Source organism: Aurantiacibacter luteus (assembly GCF_001010945.1).
Taxonomy (GTDB): domain Bacteria; phylum Pseudomonadota; class Alphaproteobacteria; order Sphingomonadales; family Sphingomonadaceae; genus Alteraurantiacibacter; species Alteraurantiacibacter luteus.
Genome location: NZ_LBHB01000001.1, coordinates 35,860 through 56,366 on the forward strand (window position 1 = coordinate 35,860; position 20,507 = coordinate 56,366).

The following is a 20,507-nucleotide window of genomic DNA, read 5'->3' on the forward strand; positions in this document are numbered from 1 at the left end:
TTGACCCGTCGCCCGTGTGTCACAGCCGATGGTGCAATGCACAAGAAAACGTCGGCGTGCGGGCGAAAGCGGTTGCCGCGAGCGTGCGCGCACGGCTAGGCAGGCGCGTGGAGAGGCCACGACTGCGAATAGAACACAGGGAATTCCGGCCTTGAACGACATGACTCCAGCCAAGCCGTCCGATACCGCCGGAACCGACATGGCCGCCCGCCTCGTCGACACGCTGCGTCACCGCGTGGGCAAGGACGAGCGCGCCGCCAAGCCGCACGACTGGTACACCGCCGCCGTGCTCACGGTGCGCGACGAGATCATCGACCGGTGGATGGAATCGACCCGGCGCACCTATGCCGAGAGCGGCAAGCGGGTCTATTACCTGAGCCTGGAATTCCTCATCGGGCGGCTGCTGCGCGATGCGCTCAACAACTTAGACCTGACCGGCGAGCTGGCCCGCGCGCTGGCCGCCAACGGGATGGACCTGTCGCACCTCGAGGAGCTGGAACCCGATGCCGCGCTCGGCAACGGCGGCCTGGGGCGGTTGGCGGCGTGCTTCATGGAAAGCCTCGCCAGCCTCGACATCCCCGCCTACGGCTACGGCATCCGCTACGTGAACGGGATGTTCCGCCAGCGCATCGACGACGGCAACCAGGTGGAGCTGCCGGAAACCTGGCTCAGCCACGGAAACCCGTGGGAGTTCGACCGGCGCGAGAGCGCCTACCGCGTCGGCTTCGGCGGCGAGGTGGTGGCGGTCAATCCGGCGGGCGGTGACACGGTCGTCTGGACCCCGGCGGAGCAGGTCGAGGCGAGCGCGGTGGACACCCCGGTGGTCGGCTGGCGCGGCAAGCGGGTCAACACGCTCAGGCTGTGGACCGCCCACGCGCTCGATCCCATCCGGCTCGATGCCTTCAACGCCGGCGACCACGTCGGCGCGCTGGAGGGCGAGGCGCGCGCGGCGAGCCTGGTGCGCGTGCTCTATCCGGCGGACTCGCACAAGGCGGGGCAGGAGCTGCGTCTGCGGCAGGAGTATTTCTTCTCCGCCGCTAGCATCCAGGACATCGTGCGCCGGCACATGCAATATGTCGGCGACATCCGCACGCTGCCCGACAAGGCGGCGATCCAGCTCAACGACACCCACCCCGCAGTCGCCGTCGCCGAACTGGTGCGGCTGCTGGTGGACGTGCACGCGCTAGGCTTCGACGAGGCGCTCGACATCACCCGGCGCACCGTCGCCTACACCAACCACACGCTGCTGCCCGAGGCGCTGGAGAGCTGGCCGCTGCCGCTGTTCGAACGGCTGCTGCCGCGCCACATGCAGATCATCTACGCCATCAACGCGCGCGCCCTGCGCGAGGCGCGGGCGAAGGGCATGGACGATGCGGCCATTTCCGCGATTAGCCTGATCGACGAGGGCGGCGAACGGCGCGTGCGCATGGCCAACCTCGCCTTTGCCGGGGCGCACAGCGTGAACGGCGTGGCCGCCCTGCACACCGAACTGATGAAGCAGACCGTGTTCCGCGACCTGAACGCGCTCTATCCCGACAAGATCAACAACAAGACCAACGGCGTCACCCCGCGGCGCTGGCTTATGCAGTGCAATCCGGGGCTGACGGGCGTCATCAAGGATGCCATCGGTCCCGCCTTCCTCGACGATGTCGAAAAGCTCGAGGAGCTGAACGCCATGGCGGGCGATGCCGCGCTGGGCGAGCGGGTGGCCGAGGTGAAGCGCGCCAACAAGGTGGCGCTGTCGGCACAAATCGCCGATCTCGTGGGCGTGCGCGTCGATCCCGATGCGCTGTTCGACGTGCAGATCAAGCGCATCCACGAATACAAGCGCCAGCTGCTGAACCTGATCGAGACCGTGGCGCTCTACGACCAGATCCGCAGCCATCCCGAACGCGACTGGGTGCCGCGAGTGAAGATCTTCGGCGGCAAGGCAGCGGCCAGCTATCATAACGCCAAGCTCGTCATAAAGCTGGCGAACGACATCGCGCGACGCGTCAATTCCGATCCCGGCGTGGGCGAGCTGCTGAAGGTCGTCTTCGTGCCCAATTACAACGTCACACTGGCCGAGCGCATCATCCCGGCCGCCGACCTGTCCGAGCAGATCAGTACCGCGGGCATGGAGGCGAGCGGCACGGGCAACATGAAGTTCGCGCTCAACGGCGCGCTCACCATCGGCACGCTCGACGGCGCGAACATCGAGATCATGGAGCGCGTGGGCGAGGAGAACATCGTGATCTTCGGCATGACCGCCGACGAAGTCGCGGCCAAGCGGGCCGGGGGCTACGATCCGCGCGCGGTGATCGAGGGTTCGCCCGAACTGGCGCAGGCGGTGCGCTCGATCGCCAGCGGCGTATTCTCGCCCGACGACAAGGATCGCTACAAGGGCCTGATGGGCGGCCTCTACGACAGCGACTGGTTCATGGTCGCTGCCGATTTCGACGCCTATGCCGCGGCCCAGCGCGACGTCGACGCGCGCTGGCGCGACCGGGCGGGCTGGCGCGAGGCGGCGATCCGCAACGTGGCGAACGTCGGCTGGTTCAGTTCGGACCGCACGATCGGCGAATACGCGCGCGACATCTGGGGCGTGCTGTAACCCCTTCCGCAAGCGGCGTTCCTGCGCCACAAGGATTTCGGCGGGCCACGACGCCCGGCAACAGGGAGTGCGCGTGAAACCCGATACCGCCGCGATCGATGCGCTGCTCGAAGGCCGCCATGGCGACCCCTTCGCATTGCTGGGCACACACGCGGGTCCGTCGGGTACTTTCGCCCGCACCATGCTGCCCGCTGCCGATATGGTCGAGGCCCATTCGCTCGGCGGGGAAAAGCTCGGCACGCTCGAAAAGGTCGATGCGCGCGGCCTGTTCGAAGGCATGCTGACGGGCGAGCCGCAGCCGGTGAAGTACCGCGCCGAGGGCGGCGGACACGAATGGTGGGTAACCGATCCTTACAGCTTCGGCCCGGTTCTCGGCCCGCTCGACGACTTCCTGATGGGCGAGGGCACGCACCTGCGCCTTTACGACAAGCTCGGCGCACACCTCATCTCGCACGAGGGCGTGGACGGGGTGCATTTCGCCGTCTGGGCGCCCAGCGCCCGGCGCGTGGCGGTGGTCGGCGATTTCAACGACTGGGACGCCGCCCGCCACCCCATGCGCCATCGCCGCGACGTGGGGGTGTGGGAGATCTTCGTGCCCGACATCGGCGAGTGGCGATCCTACAAGTTCCACGTGACCGGGCCGGACGGCACGGTGCAGCCGCTCAAGGCCGATCCGTTCGCCTTTGCCGCCGAACTGCGCCCCGCCACCGCCTCGCTCACCGCGCGGCCCGCCAAGCCCGATTGGGGTGACGAGGCGCACCGCGAGCACTGGCGCAGCGTCGATCCCCGGCGCGAGGCGATTTCGATCTACGAGGTCCACCCGGGCAGCTGGCAGCGCGGCGAGGATGGCGGTTTCCTGATCTGGGACGAGATGGCCGAGCGGCTCATTCCCTATGCCGCCGACATGGGCTTCACCCACATCGAGTTCCTGCCGGTGTCCGAGCATCCCTACGATCCCAGCTGGGGTTACCAGACCCTCGGTCTCTACGCCCCCACCAGCCGCTTCGGCGCGCCCGACGGCTTTGCGCGCTTCGTGGACGGCGCGCATCGGGCGGGGATCGGCGTGCTGCTCGACTGGGTGCCCGCGCACTTCCCGGTGGACGAGCACGGCCTATGGCAGTTCGACGGCACCGCGCTCTACGAACATGCCGACCCGAAGATGGGCTTCCACCCTGACTGGAGCACTGCGATCTACAACTTTGGCCGGCGCGAGGTGGCGAGCTTCCTCGTCAACAACGCGCTGTTCTGGGCCGACCGCTATCACGTGGACGGGCTGCGCGTGGATGCCGTCGCCTCGATGCTCTACCGCGATTACAGTCGCAAGGCGGGCGAGTGGATTCCCAATGAGCAGGGCGGGCGCGAGAACTGGGAGGCGGTCGAGTTTCTTCGCGCGATGAACCGCGCCGTCCACCGCGAGCATCCCGGCTTCCTCACCATCGCCGAGGAATCGACCAGCTGGCCCGGCGTCTCCCAGCCCGCCTACGACGATGGCCCGCGCACCAGCCTAGGCTTCGGGTTCAAGTGGAACATGGGCTGGATGCACGACACGCTGCAATACATGGCGCGCGACCCTGTCTATCGGCAGCATCACCACAACGACATCACCTTCGGCCTGACCTACGCCTTTTCCGAGAATTTCGTCCTGCCGCTGAGCCATGACGAGGTCGTCCACGGCAAGGGCAGCCTGCTCACCAGGATGAGCGGCGACGACTGGCAGCAGTTCGCCAATTTGCGCGCCTACTACGGCCTGATGTGGGGCTACCCGGGCAAAAAGCTGCTGTTCATGGGGCAGGAGTTCGCCCAGCGCCGCGAATGGAGCGAGGGTCGCAGCCTCGACTGGGAGCTCACCGATGCCCCCGCTCACGCCGGTGTGCAGCGCCTGGTGCGCGATCTCAACCGCGCCTACCGCGAATACCCCGCGCTCCACGCGCGCGACTGCGAGGGCGAGGGGTTCGAGTGGCTGGTGGTGGACGATGCCGCCGCTTCGGTTTTCGCCTGGCTCAGGAAATGCCCCGGCCAGCCGCCCGTCGCGGTCATCTGCAACATGACGCCGATGACACACGGTTGCTACGGCCTTTCGCTGCCGCACGACGGCGTGTGGGAGGAGATCGTCAACACCGATGCGCTCGATTACGGCGGCAGCGGGCAGGGCAACATGGGCGCGGTGACGGCGAGCGGCGGGCGCACCTGCGTGACCCTTCCGCCGCTCTCGACCGTTATGCTGGCGTACAAGGGTTAGAAACCGACAGGCAGGAGAGGCCGATGAGGGAGAAATATTCGCAGCCGCTGGCGCGTGAGGCGATGGCCTATGTGCTGGCGGGCGGACGCGGCAGCCGCCTGCTGGAGCTGACCGACCGCCGCGCCAAGCCCGCGGTCTATTTCGGCGGCGTCTCTCGCATCGTCGATTTCGCGCTCTCCAACGCCATCAACTCCGGCATCCGCCGCATCGGCGTCGCCACGCAGTACAAGGCGCACAGTCTCATCCGCCACATGCAGCGCGCGTGGAACTTCATGCGGCCCGAGCGCAACGAGAGCTTCGACATCCTGCCCGCCAGCCAGCGCGTGTCCGAGAGCCAGTGGTACGAAGGCACGGCGGACGCGGTGTTCCAGAACATCGACATCATCGCCGCCCACGCGCCCAAGTACATGATCATCCTTGCAGGCGACCACGTATACAAGATGGACTACGAGCTGATGCTGCGCCAGCACGTCGATAGCGGCGCGGACGTGACGGTCGGCTGCCTCGTCGTCCCGCGCGAGGAGGCGACGGGCTTTGGCGTCATGCACGTCGATGCCACCGACCGCATCACCGCCTTCGTGGAAAAGCCCGCCGATCCGCCCGGCATCCCGGGCAACGAGAGCATGGCGCTCGCCAGCATGGGCATCTACGTCTTCGACACGCAGTTCCTGTTCGACCAGCTGCGCCGCGATGCCGACGACCCGGAATCCAGGCGCGACTTCGGCGGCGACATCATCCCGTGGATCGTGAAGAACGGCAAGGCGCAGGCCCACCGCTTCACCGACAGCTGCATCCGCGCCGCCGACGAGATCGAGGAATACTGGCGGGACGTCGGCACGCTCGACGCCTATTTCGAGGCCAACCTCGACCTCACCGACGTGGTGCCCAAGCTGAATCTCTACGACCGGGACTGGCCGATCTGGACCGACCAGATCGTCGCCGCCCCGGCCAAGTTCGTGCACGACGAGGATGGGCGGCGCGGCCATGCGATCAGCTCGCTCATCAGCCAGGACTGCATCGTCTCGGGCGCATTCGCCAACCGCAGCCTGCTGTTCACCGGCGTCAAGATGGGCAGCTATTCCAGCGTCGATCACGCGGTGATCTTGCCCTATTGCAACATCGGGCGCGGGGCACGGCTGAAGAACGTCATCCTCGATGCGGGCGTGCGCATCCCAGAGGGCATGGTGGTGGGTGAGGATCCCGAGTTGGACGAACGCCGCTTCCGCCGCAGCGAGAAGGGCGTGTGCCTCATCACCAAGCGCATGATCGAGCGGCTGGAGAACGAGTGAGCTGCGCGTGACCCTGAGAGTCCTGTCCGTCGCGTCGGAGGCCGTGCCGCTGGTGAAGACCGGCGGGCTGGCCGATGTGGCGGGCGCGCTGCCCGCAGCGCTCGCGCCGCACGGTGTCGATATGACTACGCTGCTGCCCGGCTACCCGGCCGTGGGCAAGGCGCTGCGCCGGGCGAGGAAGCTGCACGAATGGCCCGCGCTGCTTGGCCACCCGGCGCGGCTGCTGGCGGGCCGGATCGGCGAGCACCCGCTGCTGGTCCTCGATTGCCCGCGCCTGTTCGCGCGCGAGGGCGGGCCCTACGGCGACCCTTCGGGCACGGACTGGGCCGACAACTGGCTGCGCTTTGCCGCCTTCAGCCGCGCGGCGGCGGACGTGGCGAGCGGGGCCGCGGGTGTGCCCGCCTTCGACCTCGTCCATGCGCACGACTGGCAGGCGGCGATGACGCTCGCCTACCTGCGCTTCGCCAGCGACACGCCGGACCTGCACACCGTGATGACCATCCACAACATGGCTTTCCAGGGCTGGGCCGAGGCGAGCGTCTTTCCCCGGCTCGGCCTGCCGCGGTCGGCATGGTCGGTGGAGGGCGTGGAAAGCTACGGCGGCGTGGGCTTCCTCAAGGCGGGCATGGAGTCGGCGAGCGCCATCACGACGGTCAGCCCGACCTATGCCGCGGAAATCCGCCAGCCGGAATTCGGCATGGGGCTGGAAGGCATCGTCGCCGCGCGCGGCGGGCGGGTCCACGGCATCCTCAACGGCATCGACCCGGCGGTGTGGAACCCGGGCGACGATGCCGCGCTCGCGGCAACCTACACCCGCTCCACGCTCGCACGGCGGACGCGCAACAAGCGGGCCATCGAGCAGGCGATGGGGCTGGAGCCCGGCGAGGGCCCGCTGTTTACCGTCGTCAGCCGCCTGACCTGGCAAAAGGGCATGGACGTGCTGGTCGACGTGCTCGATCACCTCGTCGGCATGGGCGGACGGCTGGCGTTGCTGGGCTCGGGCGATGCGGGCATGGAGGCGGGCCTCCAAGCGGCCGCCGCGCGCCACCCGGGGCGGATCGGCGTACGCATCGGCTACGACGAGGACTTCTCGCACCTGTTGCAGGGCGGGGCGGACGCGATCCTCGTGCCCAGCCGTTTCGAGCCCTGCGGCCTCACCCAGCTCTACGGCCTCGCCTACGGCTGCGTGCCGGTGGTGGCGCGCACCGGCGGCCTTGCCGATACCGTGATCGATGCCAACCCCGCCGCGCTCGCCGCCGGGGTGGCGACGGGCGTGCAGTTCGACGGGGTCAACTACCACGCCCTGCGCTCGGCCATCGATCGCGCGATCGCGCTCCATGCGCGGCCCGAGGAGTGGCGCAGGATCCAGCGCAACGGCATGAAGGCGGACTTCTCGTGGGCGGCGAGCGGGCGCCGCTATGCCGAACTCTACCGCAGCCTGACGGGGAAAGCCTGATGATCCGCAGCCATGCCACGACGCCGATCGAGGGCCAGAAACCCGGCACCAGCGGCCTGCGCAAGAAGGTGCGGGTCTTCGCCCAGCCGAACTACGCCGAGAACTTCATCCAGAGCGTGTTCGACGTTGCCGAGCGCGCGCCCGGCGCGGCGCTGGTGATCGGCGGGGACGGGCGCTATCACAATCGCACCGTCATCCAGCAGGCGATCCGCATGGCGGCGGCCAACGGCTATGGCCGGGTGCTGGCGGGGCAGGGCGGCATCCTTTCCACCCCCGCGGCGAGCCACGTCATCCGCAAGCATGGCGCGAGCGGCGGGCTGATCCTGTCGGCCAGCCACAACCCCGGCGGCCCGGACGAGGACTTCGGCATCAAGTACAACGTCGCCAACGGCGGCCCCGCGCCGGAGGGCGTGACCGATGCGATTTACGCCCGCACGCAGACCATCGACCGCTGGCTCGCGGTCGAGGCGTCCGATGTCGACCTCGACACACCGGGCACCACGCAGGTCGGCGACATGGCGGTGGAAGTCATCGACCCCGTCGCCGACTACGCCGCGCTGATGGAGAAGCTGTTCGATTTCGATGGCATCCGCCGCGCCGTGGCGGGCGGGCTGACGATGGCCTTCGATGCCATGCACGCCGTTACCGGTCCCTACGCCCACGAGATCCTCGAGAACCGCCTCGGCTTCGCGCCGGGCACGGTCAGGAACGGCACGCCGCTGGAAGATTTCGGCGGTCACCATCCCGATCCCAACCTCGTCCACGCCAAGGCCCTCCATGAGACCATGATGGGCCCGGACGCCCCCGATTTCGGCGCGGCCTCGGACGGGGACGGGGACCGCAACCTGATCATCGGCAAGGGCATCTTCGTCACCCCGTCGGATTCGCTGGCGATGCTGGCGGCCAATGCCCACCTCGCGCCGGGCTACGCGGGCGGGCTCAAGGGTATCGCCCGCTCCATGCCCACCAGCGCCGCCGCCGATCGCGTAGCCGAGGCGCTGGGCATTCCCGCCTTCGAGACGCCGACCGGTTGGAAGTTCTTCGGCAACCTGCTCGATGCCGGCATGGCGACCATCTGCGGCGAGGAAAGCGCGGGCACCGGCAGCGACCACGTGCGTGAGAAAGATGGCCTGTGGGCCGTGCTGCTGTGGCTCAACGTGCTGGCCGCCACCGGCAAGAGCGTGCGGACGATCGCGCACGAACACTGGCAGCGGTTCGGGCGCAACTACTACGCCCGCCACGACTACGAAGGGGTCGACGCCGAAGCCGCGCAGGCGGTGATGGACGGGCTTTCGGAGAGGCTCGCCGCGCTGCCCGGCACCCGGGTGGGCGACCTGACCGTCGGCCGGGCGGAGAATTTCGCCTACACCGATCCGGTCGACGGCTCGATCAGCCGGAACCAGGGCCTGATCGTGGCATTTGAACGGGGATCGCGTCTGGTCCTCAGGCTGTCCGGCACGGGCACCGAGGGGGCCACCATCCGCCTCTATCTCGAACGCTTCGAGCCGACGGATGGCAACCTTGCCGGAGATACCACCACCATGCTGTCGGACCTCGTTTCCGCCGCCGAGGAGCTGGCGCACATCGCCGCCCTCACCGGCCGCACCGCTCCGGATGTCGTGACTTGAGCGCCGATTTGGGCGCCATCGTCCACGATGGCACCACGCGCTTCCGGGTCCGCTCGCCGCGGGCAGAGGGGATGTGGCTGTGTCTGTTCGACGAGGCCGACGCGGAGAGCCGCCACCCGATGGCCCGCGACGATGACGGCGAGCACTGGGTGCTCGAGCTGGGCGGCGATCTTGCGGGCCAGCGTTACGGCTACCGCGCCGATGGCGAGTGGAACCCCGATGCGGGGCTGTGGTTCGATCCCGCCAAGCTGCTGGTCGATCCGCATGCCACCCAGCTCGACCGCCGGTTCAAGGCCGACGGCGCGCTGACCGAGCACGGTGCCGATACCGCGCATCTCGTACCCCGCGCCATCGTGATGCGCGAATACGAGGGCTTTCCCAAGAAGGCGCCCATGTTCGATCACGGCGGGCTGATCTACGAACTCAACGTGCGCGGCTTCACCGCCGAGCACCCCGACGTCCCCGAGGACATCCGCGGCACCGTGGCGGCGCTGGGCCACCCGGCGGTGATCGCGCATCTCGAAAAGATCGGCGTTAGCGCGGTCGAACTGATGCCCGTCATCGCCTGGATGGACGAGCCGCATCTCGGCCCGCTCGGGCTGCACAACGAATGGGGTTACAACCCCGTTGCGATGATGGCGCTCGATCCCGGCATTTGCCCCGGCGGTGTGCGTGAGCTGCGCAAGGCGGTGGAGGCGCTGCACGCGGCGGGCATCGGCGTGCTGCTCGATCTCGTCTTCAACCACACGGGCGAAGGCGACACGAACGGCGCGGTGGTGTGCCTGCGCGGCTTCGACGACAGCGCCTATGCCAGGACCGACGAGGGTGTGCTGCTGAACGATTCGGGCTGCGGCAACACGGTCGATTTCGGGCAGGAATGGGTGCGCGAGCTGGCGCTCGACACCATGCGCCACTTCGTCGCGCGCTGCGGCATCGACGGCTTCCGCTTCGATCTCGCGCCGATCATGGCGCGCAGCCCCGGTTTCGACCCGCAGGCACCGATCTTCGCCGCCATCGACGAGGACGAGTGGCTGCACGACCGTGTGTTGATCGCCGAGCCTTGGGACATCGGGCCGGGCGGCTACCAGGTCGGCCAGTTTCCGGGCAACTGGCTGGAATGGAACGACCAGTACCGCGACGACGTGCGCAAATTCTGGAAGGGCGAGGGCTCGGCAGCCGCCCTGGCGGAGCGCCTCTCCGGCTCCTCCGACCTGTTCGGGGAGCGCACCCGCAGCGTCAATTTCCTCGCCGCGCACGACGGCTTCACCGTGGCCGACACGCTCGCCTACCATGATCGCCACAACGAGGCGAACGGCGAGGACAACCGCGACGGGCACGGCGACAACCACAGCTTCAACCACGGGGTGGAGGGGCCGACCGACGACGAGGGCGTGCTCGCCGCCCGCGCCGCCTCGGCTCGCGCGATGCTGGGGACGCTGTTTGCCTCGTCGGGCTCGATCATGCTGACCGCGGGCGACGAGTTCGGTCGCACCCAGGGCGGCAACAACAACGCCTACTGCCAGTTCATGCCGATCGACTGGGAGGGGCGCGATATCGAGCTGGAGGACTTCGTCGCCCAGCGCAGCGCCTGGCGCCGGGCATCGACGCGCGATTTCGCGCAGTTCGACCACTCGGCCGAATGGTTCACGCTGGACGGCGCGCCGATGACTGACGAGCACTGGGGCGATCCGGAGCTCGGCGGTTTCGAGCTGCGCATCCCCGGCCTCGAACATCCGGTCCGGGTGGACCGCGACGCGCGCTACGCAGGTTAGGCTTCGCCCTTGTAGTCGGCATCGTCCTGCCCCAGCCGGGGCGAAGGCCCGGCCACCTTGCCCGGCGTCGCCGAGAACCATGTCGGCACGCCGGGAAAGCGCATGGTGCCCTGCGGGCTGTCGACCTGCTCGAAGAAGCCCACGGAGTTCAGGTGCGGATCGTCGAACAGCTCGTCGGTCGATTTGACGCGGGCGCAGGGGATTTGCAGCTCTTCGAGAAGCGCCATCCACTCGTCCGTCGTGCGGCTGCGAAAGGTCTCTCCCAGCTTGCCGTAGATGATGTCCACGTGCCGCGCGCGCTGGGCAAGCGTGTCGTAGTCCGCACTCGCCCATTCGGGCCGCACGGCATCCATGAAGGCGTGCCAGTGCTTGTCGTTGTAGATCAGCACCGCGATGTGTCCGTCGCGCGTTTCATAAGGGCGGCGATTGGGGGAGACCGCGCGGTGATAATGCGCCGGCGTCAACGGCGGGTCGAAGATCATGCCGTTGGCGTGCTCGACCAGCATGAAGCTCGCCATTGCCTCGAACATGCCGACCTCGACCTCCTGCCCCTCGCCCGTGCGCTCGCGGTGGAACAGCGCGGCGAGCGTCGCGTAGAGCGCGTGCAGCCCGGCAATCTTGTCGGCCATGATGGTGGCTGCAAACCCCGGTTCGCCGGTCATCAGGCGCTGCACGTGGGGGATACCGCACTCGGCCTGGATGGTATCGTCGTAGGCCGGCTTGTCGGCATCCGGCCCGCGCCGGGAATAGCCGTAGCAATTGGTATAGACGATGTCGGGCCGGATGGCTTTTACCGCTTCGTAGTCGAAGCCGAGCCGGGCGATGGCGCGCCCGCGCATGGAGTGGATGAACACATCCGCCTCCGCGATCAGGCCGCGCAGCACATCGGCGTGCGCCGGGTCGCGCAGGTCGAGCACGACGCTGCGCTTGCCCCGGTTGATGTTGCAGAACACGCCGGACAGGTCGGGCGCGGGGCCGGGACTGATATACCGCATGGGATCGCCCGCGGGCGGCTCTATCTTCACCACCGCTGCGCCCAGGTCGGCCATCGTCTGCGTGGCATAGGGGCCGAAGACCATCGCGGTCAGGTCGACCACCTTGATGCCGGCGAGCGGGCCGGCGGAAAGAGCAGGATCGGGCATGGCGGCAGCGGCTATCCCAAGGCGTCGTGAAAGCCAATGGCCCCAGTGCTTGCTCGATCGGTCCGGTGCTTACGCCGGTCGGTCCGTCTGCTTCACTCGATCCGCCTGCCCTCCGCGTCGAAGGCGTCCATGCGATACCCGAACCCGAACAGCGTCTGCAGGGCGAACCCGCTGTCCGGCGACAGCACCAATTTCGATCGCAGGCGCGAGATGTGCATGTCCAGCGTGCGGGTGTCCACGCCGTAGTCCGGCCCCCAGACATGGGCGAACAGGTAGGCGCGCGACAGCGGGCGGTTGAGGTTGTCGAAGAACAGGCGGGCGAGGGCGAATTCCTTGCTCGTCAGCTTCACCGGCTTATCGTTCAGCGCGATGGACTCGGCGAGCAGGTCGACGACATAGGGTCCCAGGGTGCGCAAGCGTTCCGTCGGTACGGAGCTGCGAGCCCGGCGTGCGGCGGCCTCGATCCGGGCGACGACGATTTCCCCCGGGTCCGTCGCGGCGACCACGTCGCTCGCCCCGCTGCGAAGGCTGCGTACCATGTCGGCCTTGTTGTCACCCGGCAAGGCGATAACCACCGGCGGCGGCGCTTCGAGCGTTTCCGCCGCCCAGGCGACCATCGCCAGGCCGCCCGTCACGGGCAGCGCCTTGTCTACGACGACGGCATCGAAGGTGTCGCGCAGCAGCGCTCTCTGCAGTTCGTCGGCAGCGGTAAACAGGGACAGATCGTGCCCGCCCGCGCCCAGCAGACCCGCAACGCCATCCATCGCCCAGACCCCGCCATGGGCGAGTGCGATCCTGTAACCCTTTCGCGAAATGCCCCGGTTTTCCCTGTAGTTTTCGTAATCTAGACAGGAGGCTAGGCAGCACCGCGCGCCTTTACCAGAAATTGCACGATCCGCAGGGCTTGCCGTTACGAGAATTTACAGAGCCTGCAGATGGGCCGCCTCCCGGGTTTACTGTCCCGGGCCTTTTTGTCATGGCGCGGCGAGCAACGGGCAGGATGGAATGACGCACATGGTTCGCACCGACTGGACGCGCGAGGAGATCGCCGCGCTGTTCGACCTTCCCTTCACCGAGCTCGTCTTCCGCGCCGCCGAGGTTCACCGCGCGCACCACCGCGCGAACGAGGTGCAGCTGTGCACGCTGCTCTCCATCAAGACGGGCGGCTGCCCCGAAGATTGCGGCTACTGCTCGCAAAGCGCCCATGCCGACAGCGGCGTGGAGGCGACCAAGCTGATGGACGTGCGCGCCGTGCTGCAAAGCGCCGCGCAGGCGAAGGACGCAGGCAGCCAGCGCTTCTGCATGGGCGCGGCCTGGCGCAATCCCAAGGACCGCGACATGCCGAAGATCGTGGAGATCGTGAAGGGCGTGCGCGACATGGGGCTGGAAACCTGCATGACGCTGGGGATGCTCACCCCGCAGCAGGCCGGCCAGCTCGCCGAGGCGGGGCTCGACTACTACAACCACAACATCGACACCGGCCCGGAATATTACGAGCGCGTCATCACCACCCGCAAGTACGAGGACCGGCTGACCACGCTCGAAAACGTGCGCGCGGCGGGTATCAACGTGTGTTCGGGCGGGATCGTCGGCATGGGCGAAACGCGCGAGGACCGCGTCGGCTTCGTCCACACGCTGGCGACGCTGGAGCGGCATCCCGAGAGCGTGCCGGTCAACGCGCTGGTGCCGGTCAAGGGCACGGTGCTGGGCGACATGCTGGCCGATACGCCGCTCGCGAAGATCGACGATATCGAATTCGTCCGCACCGTGGCCGTCGCGCGCATCGCCATGCCGGTGAGCATGGTCCGCCTCTCCGCCGGGCGCGAGAGCATGAGCGATGCCACGCAGGCGCTGGCCTTCATGGCGGGCGCGAACTCGATCTTCACCGGCGACCGCCTGCTGACCGCGCCCAACGCCGGCGACGACAGCGACGCGGCGCTCTTCGCCCGGCTCGGCCTGACCCCGATGGCGGGCGAGGAACCGGCGCGTGCGGCAAAAGTCTGCGCGGGTGCCTGCCGTACCGAGGCGGTGGCCGCCGAATAGGACCTGCCCATGCGGCACCGTTTCGCCGAAGCGCTGGAGGAGCGGCGCGCGCAGGATCGCCTGCGCGTGCTGCGCCCGCTCGAGCCGGGCGCGCCCGGGCGGGTGTTGCGCGGCGGGCGCGAGCTCCTCGACCTGTCGAGCAACGACTACCTCGGCCTTGCCCGCGACCCCGAACTGGCGCGGCGAGCGGGGGAGTGGGCGGCGCGCTACGGCACCGGCGCGCGCGCCTCGCGCCTCGTGTCGGGCACGCTGACGCCGCACCGCGCGGTCGAGGAAAAGGTCGCCGCCTGGAAAGGCACGGAGGCCGCGGTGCTTTTCGCCAGCGGCTGGCAGGCCAATGCGGCGCTGTTCCCTGCGCTGCTCAAGCTGGAGCCGCAGGCGGCGGTCTTCGCCGACTGGCTGGTCCACGCGAGCATCCACCACGGCATTGCCGCCGGACGCACCAGGCACACCGGCTTTCGGCACAACGACCTGACGAACCTCGATCAACTGCTCGACGGAGCGGAGGCAAGCGCACGCATCGTCGCGACCGAGAGCGTGTTCAGCATGGACGGCGACCGCGCCGATCTCGCCGCCTTCGTGACGCTCGCCCGCCGGCACGACGCGCTCAGCGTGGTAGACGAGGCGCACGCAACCGGCGTGCTGGGCGCTGGCGGGGCGGGGCTGGCGGCGGGGCTGGCCGACAAGCCCGACATTATTGTCGGGACTTTCAGCAAGGCCATGGGCGGTTTCGGCGCCTACGTCGCAGCATCGCGGGACGTGTGCGACTACCTCGCCAACGCCGCGTCGGGCTTCGTCTACACCACCGCCCCGCCGCCGCCCGTGCTGGGCGCGATGGACGCGGCGCTCGACATGGTGCCGGGCATGGACGACGAGCGCGCCCATGTGCAGGTGCTGGCGGCACGCCTGCGCGATGGACTGGCCGGGCTGGGCTACGATACTGGCGCATCGGACACGCAGATCGTGCCCGTCATGATCGGCGGCGAGGCCGAGGCGCTGGCTGCCAGCGCGGCGCTGGAGGAGGCTGGCGTTCTCGCCGTCGCCATCCGCCCGCCGACGGTGCCGGAAGGCGAGAGCCGCATCCGCTTCTCGCTCTCCGCCGCCCATTGCGAGGCGGATGTCGACCGCGTGCTCGAGGCGATGGCGGGGCTGCGATGACCTGGCTGATCGTCACCGGCACGGACACCGATGTGGGAAAGACGGTCTTCGCCGCCGGGCTCGCGCAGGCGCTGGGCGCGGCGTACTGGAAACCGGTGCAGGCGGGCCTCGACGGCGGCTCGGACAGCGAGCGCGTCTCTCGCCTCGCACCCACCGCGCGCGTGCTCCCGGAAGCTCATGTTTTGCAAACGCCATGCTCCCCACACGAGGCGGCGCGCATCGACGGGGTGACGATCGGCACGCTCGACCTGCCGCAGGTCGCAGGGCCGCTGGTGGTGGAGGGCGCGGGCGGGGCGCTGGTGCCTTACCGCGAAGACCTGCTCGCCGCCGACCTGTTCGCACGCTGGGGCCTGCCCGCCGTGATCGTCGCGCGCACAGCGCTCGGCACGATCAGCCACACGCTCATGACGCTCGAAGTCCTGCGCTCGCGGGCCATCAGGGTCGCGGGCGTGGTATTCGTGGGCGAGGCGGAACCGGTGGCGGAAGGTGCCATCACCCGCATCGGTGGCGCGCCGCACCTCGGGCGCCTGCCGTGGCTCGAGCCGCTCGATGCCCGCACGCTGGCCGATGCCTTTGAAGCGCACATCCGCATGGACCTGCTGGCGTGAGCCGCTCGCCCGTCTGGCACCCCTTTCACCAGCACGGCCTAGGCGAAGCCATCCCGCTCGTCGAACGGGCCGAGGGCGCGCTGCTCTACACGACGGACGGGCGCGAAGTGGTGGATGCCATTTCGAGCTGGTGGGTGACAACGCACGGCCACAACCACCCGCGCATCGTCGCCGCCATCCGCGAGCAGGCCGAGAAGCTCGACCAGCTCATCTTCGCCGGCTGGACCCACCAACCCGCCGAGGAGCTCGCACGTGGGCTGACCACGATCATGCCGCCGGCGCTCGAATACGTGTTCTTCTCCGACAGCGGCTCCACCGCGGTGGAGGTGGCGCTCAAGATGGCGCTGGGCTTCTGGGCCAACCGGGGCGAGCCGCGCTACCGCATCCTCGTCCTCGAGCACAGTTATCACGGCGACACCATCGGCGCGATGAGCGTGGGCGCGCGCGGCGTGTTCAACAGCGCCTATGCCCCGCTGCTGTTCGACGTCGAGACCGTGCCCTTTCCCGCCGCCGGGGCCGAGCAGGCCACGCTCGACGCGCTGGAGGCGGCCTGCGCATCGGGCGATGCCGCCGCCTTCATCGTCGAGCCGCTGCTACTCGGCGCGGGCGGGATGCTCGTCTATTCGCCCGAGATCCTGCGCGAAATGCGCGACATCTGCGCCCGCCACGGCGTCCTTTTCATCGCCGACGAGGTGATGACCGCATGGGGCCGCACCGGCACGCTGCTGGCCTGCGAGCAGGCGGGGGTAGTTCCGGACCTATTGTGCCTCGCCAAGGGGCTGACGGGCGGTTCAATGCCGCTCGCGGTGACCATGGCGAGCGCCGCTATCTACGACGCGCATTACTCGCACGACCGTTCGAAGATGTTCTTTCACTCCTCCAGCTTCACCGCCAACCCCATCGCCTGCGCCGCCGCCAACGCCAACCTGGCGATCTGGCGGGAGGATCCGGTGCTGGAGCGGGTCGCCGCACTCGCCGCGCGCGAGGCGGAAGGGTTCGGCGCGCTCGCCGCGAAGCATGGCCTTGCCAACCTGCGCCAGTGCGGCAGCGTGGTCGCCGCCGAGGTGCCGGTGGCCGACGCGGGCTACCTCGCCGAACTCGGCCCGCGGCTGCGCGAGGGTTTCTACGCGCGCGACGTGCTGCTGCGCCCGCTCGGCAACACGATCTACCTCATGCCGCCCTACGCCATCACCGAGGAACAGCTGGGCCGCGTCTTCACCGCCATCGACGAGGTGCTGTCCGAAGTGCTCTAGCCCGCGTCCGGCTGATTGTCGGGATGCGCGCGCTGGAACTCCGGCAGGGCGAGACAGGCCGCCTCGATCCGCGTAATGCGCGGGCTGGCGGAGAGGTCGTAATCGAACCGCCGCGCGTTGTAGAGCTGCGGCACCAGCACGCATTCGAACAGGCCCGGCGCGTCGAACAGGAAGTCGCCGGTACCCTGCCGCTCCAGCATCGTCTCCAGCGGGCGGAGGACGGTGCCGAGCCAATGGCGGTACCAGGTGTCGACCTCGTCCTGCTCGTGGCCCAGCGGGTCCTTCAGGTACTTCAGCACCTTCAGGTTCAGCGGCGCGTGGAGTTCGGTGGCGATGGCATAGGTCAGTTCGCGCGCGGTGTAGCGCTGTTCGAGGTCGGCGGGGAGCAGGGGCCGCTCGGGATAGCGCTCGTCGAGCCACTCGATGATCGCCATGCTCTGCGCCCGGTCGCGGCCGTCCGCCTCCAGCATGGGCACACCGCCGAAGGGATTGCGCGCCGTGAACTCGGGCGCCTTCTGCCGCCCTTCCACGAGGCTGACGGGCGACTGTTCGTAGGCCAGCCCCTTCACCTCCAGCGCGCACCTCAGGCGATAGCTCGTGCTACTGCGCCAATATCCGTAAAGCTTCATCGGACCCTCCCGCGCCCCCGTTCGTTCCCCCCGTAAGACCATTGCGAGAGAGGGGCAATTGCGCCATTGAACCGGCAACCGGTTTCAGGCGAGACTAAATCATGCGCTACCAGACGGGCTTCCTCAATCATTTCGCCAGCGAAGCGGTGGCTGGCGCGCTGCCCGAGGGGCGTAACTCGCCGCAGCGTCCGGCCTTCGGCCTCTATGCCGAGCAGTTCAGCACCACCGCCTTTACCGCCCCGCGCGTGGAGAACCGTCGGAGCTGGCTTTACCGCATGCGCCCGACGACCGAGCACGGCCGCTTCGAACCCTACGCCGGCAATCCCCGCCTTGCCGCGCCCGTTGGCGCGCATACCACGCCCAACCGCCTGCGCTGGGACGCGCTGCCAATGCCCGAAGGCGAGGTGGATTTCGTCGACGGGCTCGTGACCTATGGCGGTAACGGCTCGCCCGAGGCCGGCGGCATAAACGTCCACCTCTATGCCGCCAGCAGGGGGATGGATGCGCGCGCGTTCCAGAACAGCGACGGCGAAATGCTGATCGTGCCGCAGCAAGGCGCGCTTCTGGTCGCGACCGAGCTTGGCCGCATGGAGGTGCCGCCGGGACACATGGCGCTGGTCCCGCGGGGGATGCGTTTTCGGGTCGAACTGCGGGATGGCGCGGCGCGCGGCTATGTCTGCGAGAACATGGGCGCGCCCTTCCGCTTGCCCGACCTCGGTCCGATCGGCTCCAACGGCCTCGCCAACCCGCGCGATTTCGAAACGCCCGTCGCCTGGTTGGAGGACCGCGACGAGGACTTCGAGATCGTCCAGAAGTTCGCCGGCAGGTTGTGGGCGACCACAATCAACCGCTCCCCCTTCGACGTCGTCGCCTGGCACGGCAATAGCGCGCCCTGCCGCTATGACCTGTCGCGCTTCAACACCATCGGCACGGTCAGCTTCGACCATCCCGATCCGTCCATCTTCACCGTCCTCACCAGCCCCAGCGACTTGGCCGGCACCGCCAACTGCGACTTCGTGATCTTCCCCCCGCGCTGGATGGTGGGCGAGGACACGTTCCGTCCGCCGTGGTTCCACCGCAACGTGATGAGCGAGTTCATGGGCCTGATCCTTGGTGAGTACGACGCCAAGGAAGGCGGCGGCTTCGTGCCGGGCGGGGCGAGCCTGCACAACCAGTTCAACGGCCACGGCCCGGATGTCGAGAGCACCCGCCGCGCCACCGAGGCAGAGCTGCAACCGCACAAGATCACCGATACGCTCGCCTTCATGTTCGAGAGCCGCAGCGTCATCCACCCCACCGAATTCGCGATGCGCGGCGGACTGCTCCAGTCCGACTACGACGAGTGCTGGCGCGGATTCCCCAAAGCGAGACTGCCACAATGACCGCCACGACCGATTTCACCCACGATCCCGCCGCGAAGAGCTGGGTCAGCGGGGCCGCTGACCATCCCGATTTCCCGGTGCAGAACCTGCCGCTGGCGATTTTCTCCACCGACGACGGGCGCATCCGCGGTGGCGTGGCGATCGGCGACTATATCCTCTGTCTGCCTGCCAGCGCCGAACTGCTAACCGGCGAGGCGCGCAAGGCGGCGGAAGCAGCCGATGCGCTGCACCTCAACGCCATGTTCGCCATGGGCCCCGCCGTCGTCACCGAACTGCGCCACCAGCTGTTCCGCCTGCTGACCGATACCTCGCGGCAAGCGGAGTTGGAAAAGCACCTGCACAGGGACGACGTGACCGGCCTCCATGTGCCCTTCCACGTCGGCGACTACACCGATTTTTATACCGGCATCCACCATGCCGAGAACATCGGCAGCCTGTTCCGCCCGGACAACCCGCTGCTGCCGAACTACAAGTACGTGCCCATCGGCTACCACGGGCGCTCGAGCTCGATCCGTGTCTCGCCGGCGCAAGTGAAGCGGCCCAGCGGCCAGACCAAGGCGCCCGATGCCGAGGCGCCTAGCTTCGGTCCGTCGAAGCGGCTCGACTACGAGCTGGAGATGGCGATCTGGATCGGGCAGGGCAACGACCTCGGCGAGCCGATCCCGGTAGGCGAGGCGGAGAGCCACATCGCCGGTATCTCGATCCTCAACGACTGGTCGGCGCGCGACATCCAGGCATGGGAATACCAGCCGCTCGGGCCCTTCCTGGCCAAGAATTTCCATTCGACCGTCAGCCCGTGGGTGGTGACGCTCGACGCGCTCGCGCCCTTCCGCTCTGCCCAGCCCGCGCGGCCCGAGGGCGATCCCGCGCCGATGGATTACCTCGCGCACGATACCAGCGCGGCCGCCTTCGACGTGCAGATGGAGGTCTTTCTCTCGACCGCGAAAATGCGCGCTGGCGGCGATGCCCCGCACCGCCTCTCCACCGGTCCGATGACGGCCATGTACTGGACCGCCGCGCAGCTGGTGGCGCACCATTCGGTCGGCGGGTGCAACATGCAGACCGGCGACCTGCTCGGCACCGGTACGCTCAGCAGCGGCGAGGACGGGGGCGAGGGCAGCCTCATCGAGCTGACGCGGGGCGGCAAGCAGGCCATCGCGCTCCCGAACGGCGAGACGCGCACCTTCCTCGAGGACGGCGACGAGGTCATTATCCGCGCCTACGCCGAGCGCGAAGGCCAGCCCAGAATCGGGCTTGGCGAATGCCGGGGCACCGTGGTCGGCTAGTCCACCGCAGGGCAAAGCCCGGCTTGGCC

General features: G+C 68.5%; 15 protein-coding genes. 12 read left to right on the forward strand and 3 right to left on the reverse strand.

All coding sequences use genetic code 11. The features are described from left to right. The first annotated feature begins 199 nt into the window (after positions 1 to 199). From AAW00_RS00115 to glgX, 6 genes are all read left to right on the forward strand, one after another. Positions 200 to 2,593: a glycogen/starch/alpha-glucan phosphorylase gene (locus AAW00_RS00115; RefSeq protein ID WP_420911619.1), complete on the forward strand. Its 2,394-nt coding sequence runs from the start codon at positions 200 to 202 to the stop codon at positions 2,591 to 2,593. A 73-nt stretch (positions 2,594 to 2,666) separates the two neighbouring features. Then, the gene (gene glgB / locus AAW00_RS00120) at positions 2,667 to 4,832 is read left to right on the forward strand and encodes a 1,4-alpha-glucan branching protein GlgB (protein ID WP_047003386.1); all 2,166 of its coding nucleotides are present in this window, start codon (positions 2,667 to 2,669) and stop codon (positions 4,830 to 4,832) included. 23 nt (positions 4,833 to 4,855) lie between these two features. Beyond that, a complete protein-coding gene (gene glgC / locus AAW00_RS00125; RefSeq protein WP_082124852.1) occupies positions 4,856 to 6,121 on the forward strand; it encodes a glucose-1-phosphate adenylyltransferase in 1,266 nt (421 codons plus the stop codon). Between the two features lie 7 nt (positions 6,122 to 6,128). Then, positions 6,129 to 7,577: a glycogen synthase GlgA gene (glgA, locus tag AAW00_RS00130; protein WP_047002360.1), complete on the forward strand. Its 1,449-nt coding sequence runs from the start codon at positions 6,129 to 6,131 to the stop codon at positions 7,575 to 7,577. Next, positions 7,577 to 9,205, forward strand: coding sequence for an alpha-D-glucose phosphate-specific phosphoglucomutase (locus AAW00_RS00135; RefSeq protein WP_047002361.1), 1,629 nt, complete (start codon positions 7,577 to 7,579; stop codon positions 9,203 to 9,205). The genes glgA and AAW00_RS00135 overlap by 1 nt, the downstream gene beginning before the upstream one ends. After that, entirely contained in the window at positions 9,202 to 10,977 is a 1,776-nt protein-coding gene (glgX, locus tag AAW00_RS00140; protein WP_047002362.1) for a glycogen debranching protein GlgX, read from the forward strand. Before AAW00_RS00135 ends, glgX begins: the two co-directional genes overlap by 4 nt. Here the strand turns inward: glgX and AAW00_RS00145 are convergent. Together AAW00_RS00145 and AAW00_RS00150 are read right to left on the reverse strand one after the other, a co-directional pair. Continuing rightward, complete coding sequence (locus AAW00_RS00145) at positions 10,974 to 12,119, reverse strand: CaiB/BaiF CoA transferase family protein (RefSeq protein WP_047002363.1); 1,146 nt, start codon at positions 12,117 to 12,119, stop codon at positions 10,974 to 10,976. The two genes, glgX and AAW00_RS00145, sit on opposite strands and share 4 nt — an antisense overlap. A 92-nt stretch (positions 12,120 to 12,211) precedes the next feature. Continuing rightward, complete coding sequence (locus AAW00_RS00150; protein ID WP_052761687.1) at positions 12,212 to 12,883, reverse strand: winged helix-turn-helix transcriptional regulator; 672 nt, start codon at positions 12,881 to 12,883, stop codon at positions 12,212 to 12,214. Positions 12,884 to 13,124: 241 nt separating this feature from the next. Here AAW00_RS00150 and bioB point away from each other — a divergent pair, with 241 nt between their 5' ends. From bioB to AAW00_RS00170, 4 genes are read left to right on the forward strand one after another with little or no spacing between them, the layout of a single operon-like run. After that, complete coding sequence (gene bioB, locus AAW00_RS00155) at positions 13,125 to 14,162, forward strand: biotin synthase BioB (protein WP_047002364.1); 1,038 nt, start codon at positions 13,125 to 13,127, stop codon at positions 14,160 to 14,162. A 9-nt stretch (positions 14,163 to 14,171) separates the two neighbouring features. After that, positions 14,172 to 15,320, forward strand: coding sequence for an aminotransferase class I/II-fold pyridoxal phosphate-dependent enzyme (locus AAW00_RS00160; RefSeq protein WP_052761688.1), 1,149 nt, complete (start codon positions 14,172 to 14,174; stop codon positions 15,318 to 15,320). Further along, the gene (gene bioD / locus AAW00_RS00165) at positions 15,317 to 15,928 is read left to right on the forward strand and encodes a dethiobiotin synthase (protein WP_047002365.1); all 612 of its coding nucleotides are present in this window, start codon (positions 15,317 to 15,319) and stop codon (positions 15,926 to 15,928) included. Before AAW00_RS00160 ends, bioD begins: the two co-directional genes overlap by 4 nt. Next, the gene (locus AAW00_RS00170; protein ID WP_047002366.1) at positions 15,925 to 17,181 is read left to right on the forward strand and encodes an adenosylmethionine--8-amino-7-oxononanoate transaminase; all 1,257 of its coding nucleotides are present in this window, start codon (positions 15,925 to 15,927) and stop codon (positions 17,179 to 17,181) included. The genes bioD and AAW00_RS00170 overlap by 4 nt, the downstream gene beginning before the upstream one ends. Here AAW00_RS00170 and maiA read toward each other — a convergent pair. Further along, entirely contained in the window at positions 17,178 to 17,810 is a 633-nt protein-coding gene (gene maiA / locus AAW00_RS00175; protein ID WP_047002367.1) for a maleylacetoacetate isomerase, read from the reverse strand. The two genes, AAW00_RS00170 and maiA, sit on opposite strands and share 4 nt — an antisense overlap. Positions 17,811 to 17,911: 101 nt before the next feature. On the opposite strand from maiA, the gene hmgA reads away from it, so the two are divergent. Beyond that, on the forward strand, positions 17,912 to 19,192 hold the full coding sequence (hmgA, locus tag AAW00_RS00180) for a homogentisate 1,2-dioxygenase (protein WP_047002368.1): 1,281 nt from the start codon (positions 17,912 to 17,914) through the stop codon (positions 19,190 to 19,192). Further along, the gene (fahA, locus tag AAW00_RS00185; RefSeq protein ID WP_047002369.1) at positions 19,189 to 20,478 is read left to right on the forward strand and encodes a fumarylacetoacetase; all 1,290 of its coding nucleotides are present in this window, start codon (positions 19,189 to 19,191) and stop codon (positions 20,476 to 20,478) included. The genes hmgA and fahA overlap by 4 nt, the downstream gene beginning before the upstream one ends. The last annotated feature ends 29 nt before the right edge of the window (positions 20,479 to 20,507 follow it).

Bases quoted from the DNA above. Each gene is read 5' to 3' on its own strand.
- AAW00_RS00115 (WP_420911619.1), top strand. From the start codon at position 200: ATGGCCGCCCGCCTCGTCGACACGCTGCGTCACCGCGTGGGCAAGGAC.
- glgC (WP_082124852.1), top strand. From the start codon at position 4,856: ATGAGGGAGAAATATTCGCAGCCGCTGGCGCGTGAGGCGATGGCCTAT.
- AAW00_RS00135 (WP_047002361.1), top strand. From the start codon at position 7,577: ATGATCCGCAGCCATGCCACGACGCCGATCGAGGGCCAGAAACCCGGC.
- AAW00_RS00145 (WP_047002363.1), bottom strand. From the start codon at position 12,119: ATGCCCGATCCTGCTCTTTCCGCCGGCCCGCTCGCCGGCATCAAGGTG.
- AAW00_RS00150 (WP_052761687.1), bottom strand. From the start codon at position 12,883: ATGGATGGCGTTGCGGGTCTGCTGGGCGCGGGCGGGCACGATCTGTCC.
- bioB (WP_047002364.1), top strand. From the start codon at position 13,125: ATGACGCACATGGTTCGCACCGACTGGACGCGCGAGGAGATCGCCGCG.
- AAW00_RS00160 (WP_052761688.1), top strand. From the start codon at position 14,172: ATGCGGCACCGTTTCGCCGAAGCGCTGGAGGAGCGGCGCGCGCAGGAT.
- bioD (WP_047002365.1), top strand. From the start codon at position 15,317: ATGACCTGGCTGATCGTCACCGGCACGGACACCGATGTGGGAAAGACG.
- maiA (WP_047002367.1), bottom strand. From the start codon at position 17,810: ATGAAGCTTTACGGATATTGGCGCAGTAGCACGAGCTATCGCCTGAGG.
- hmgA (WP_047002368.1), top strand. From the start codon at position 17,912: ATGCGCTACCAGACGGGCTTCCTCAATCATTTCGCCAGCGAAGCGGTG.
- fahA (WP_047002369.1), top strand. From the start codon at position 19,189: ATGACCGCCACGACCGATTTCACCCACGATCCCGCCGCGAAGAGCTGG.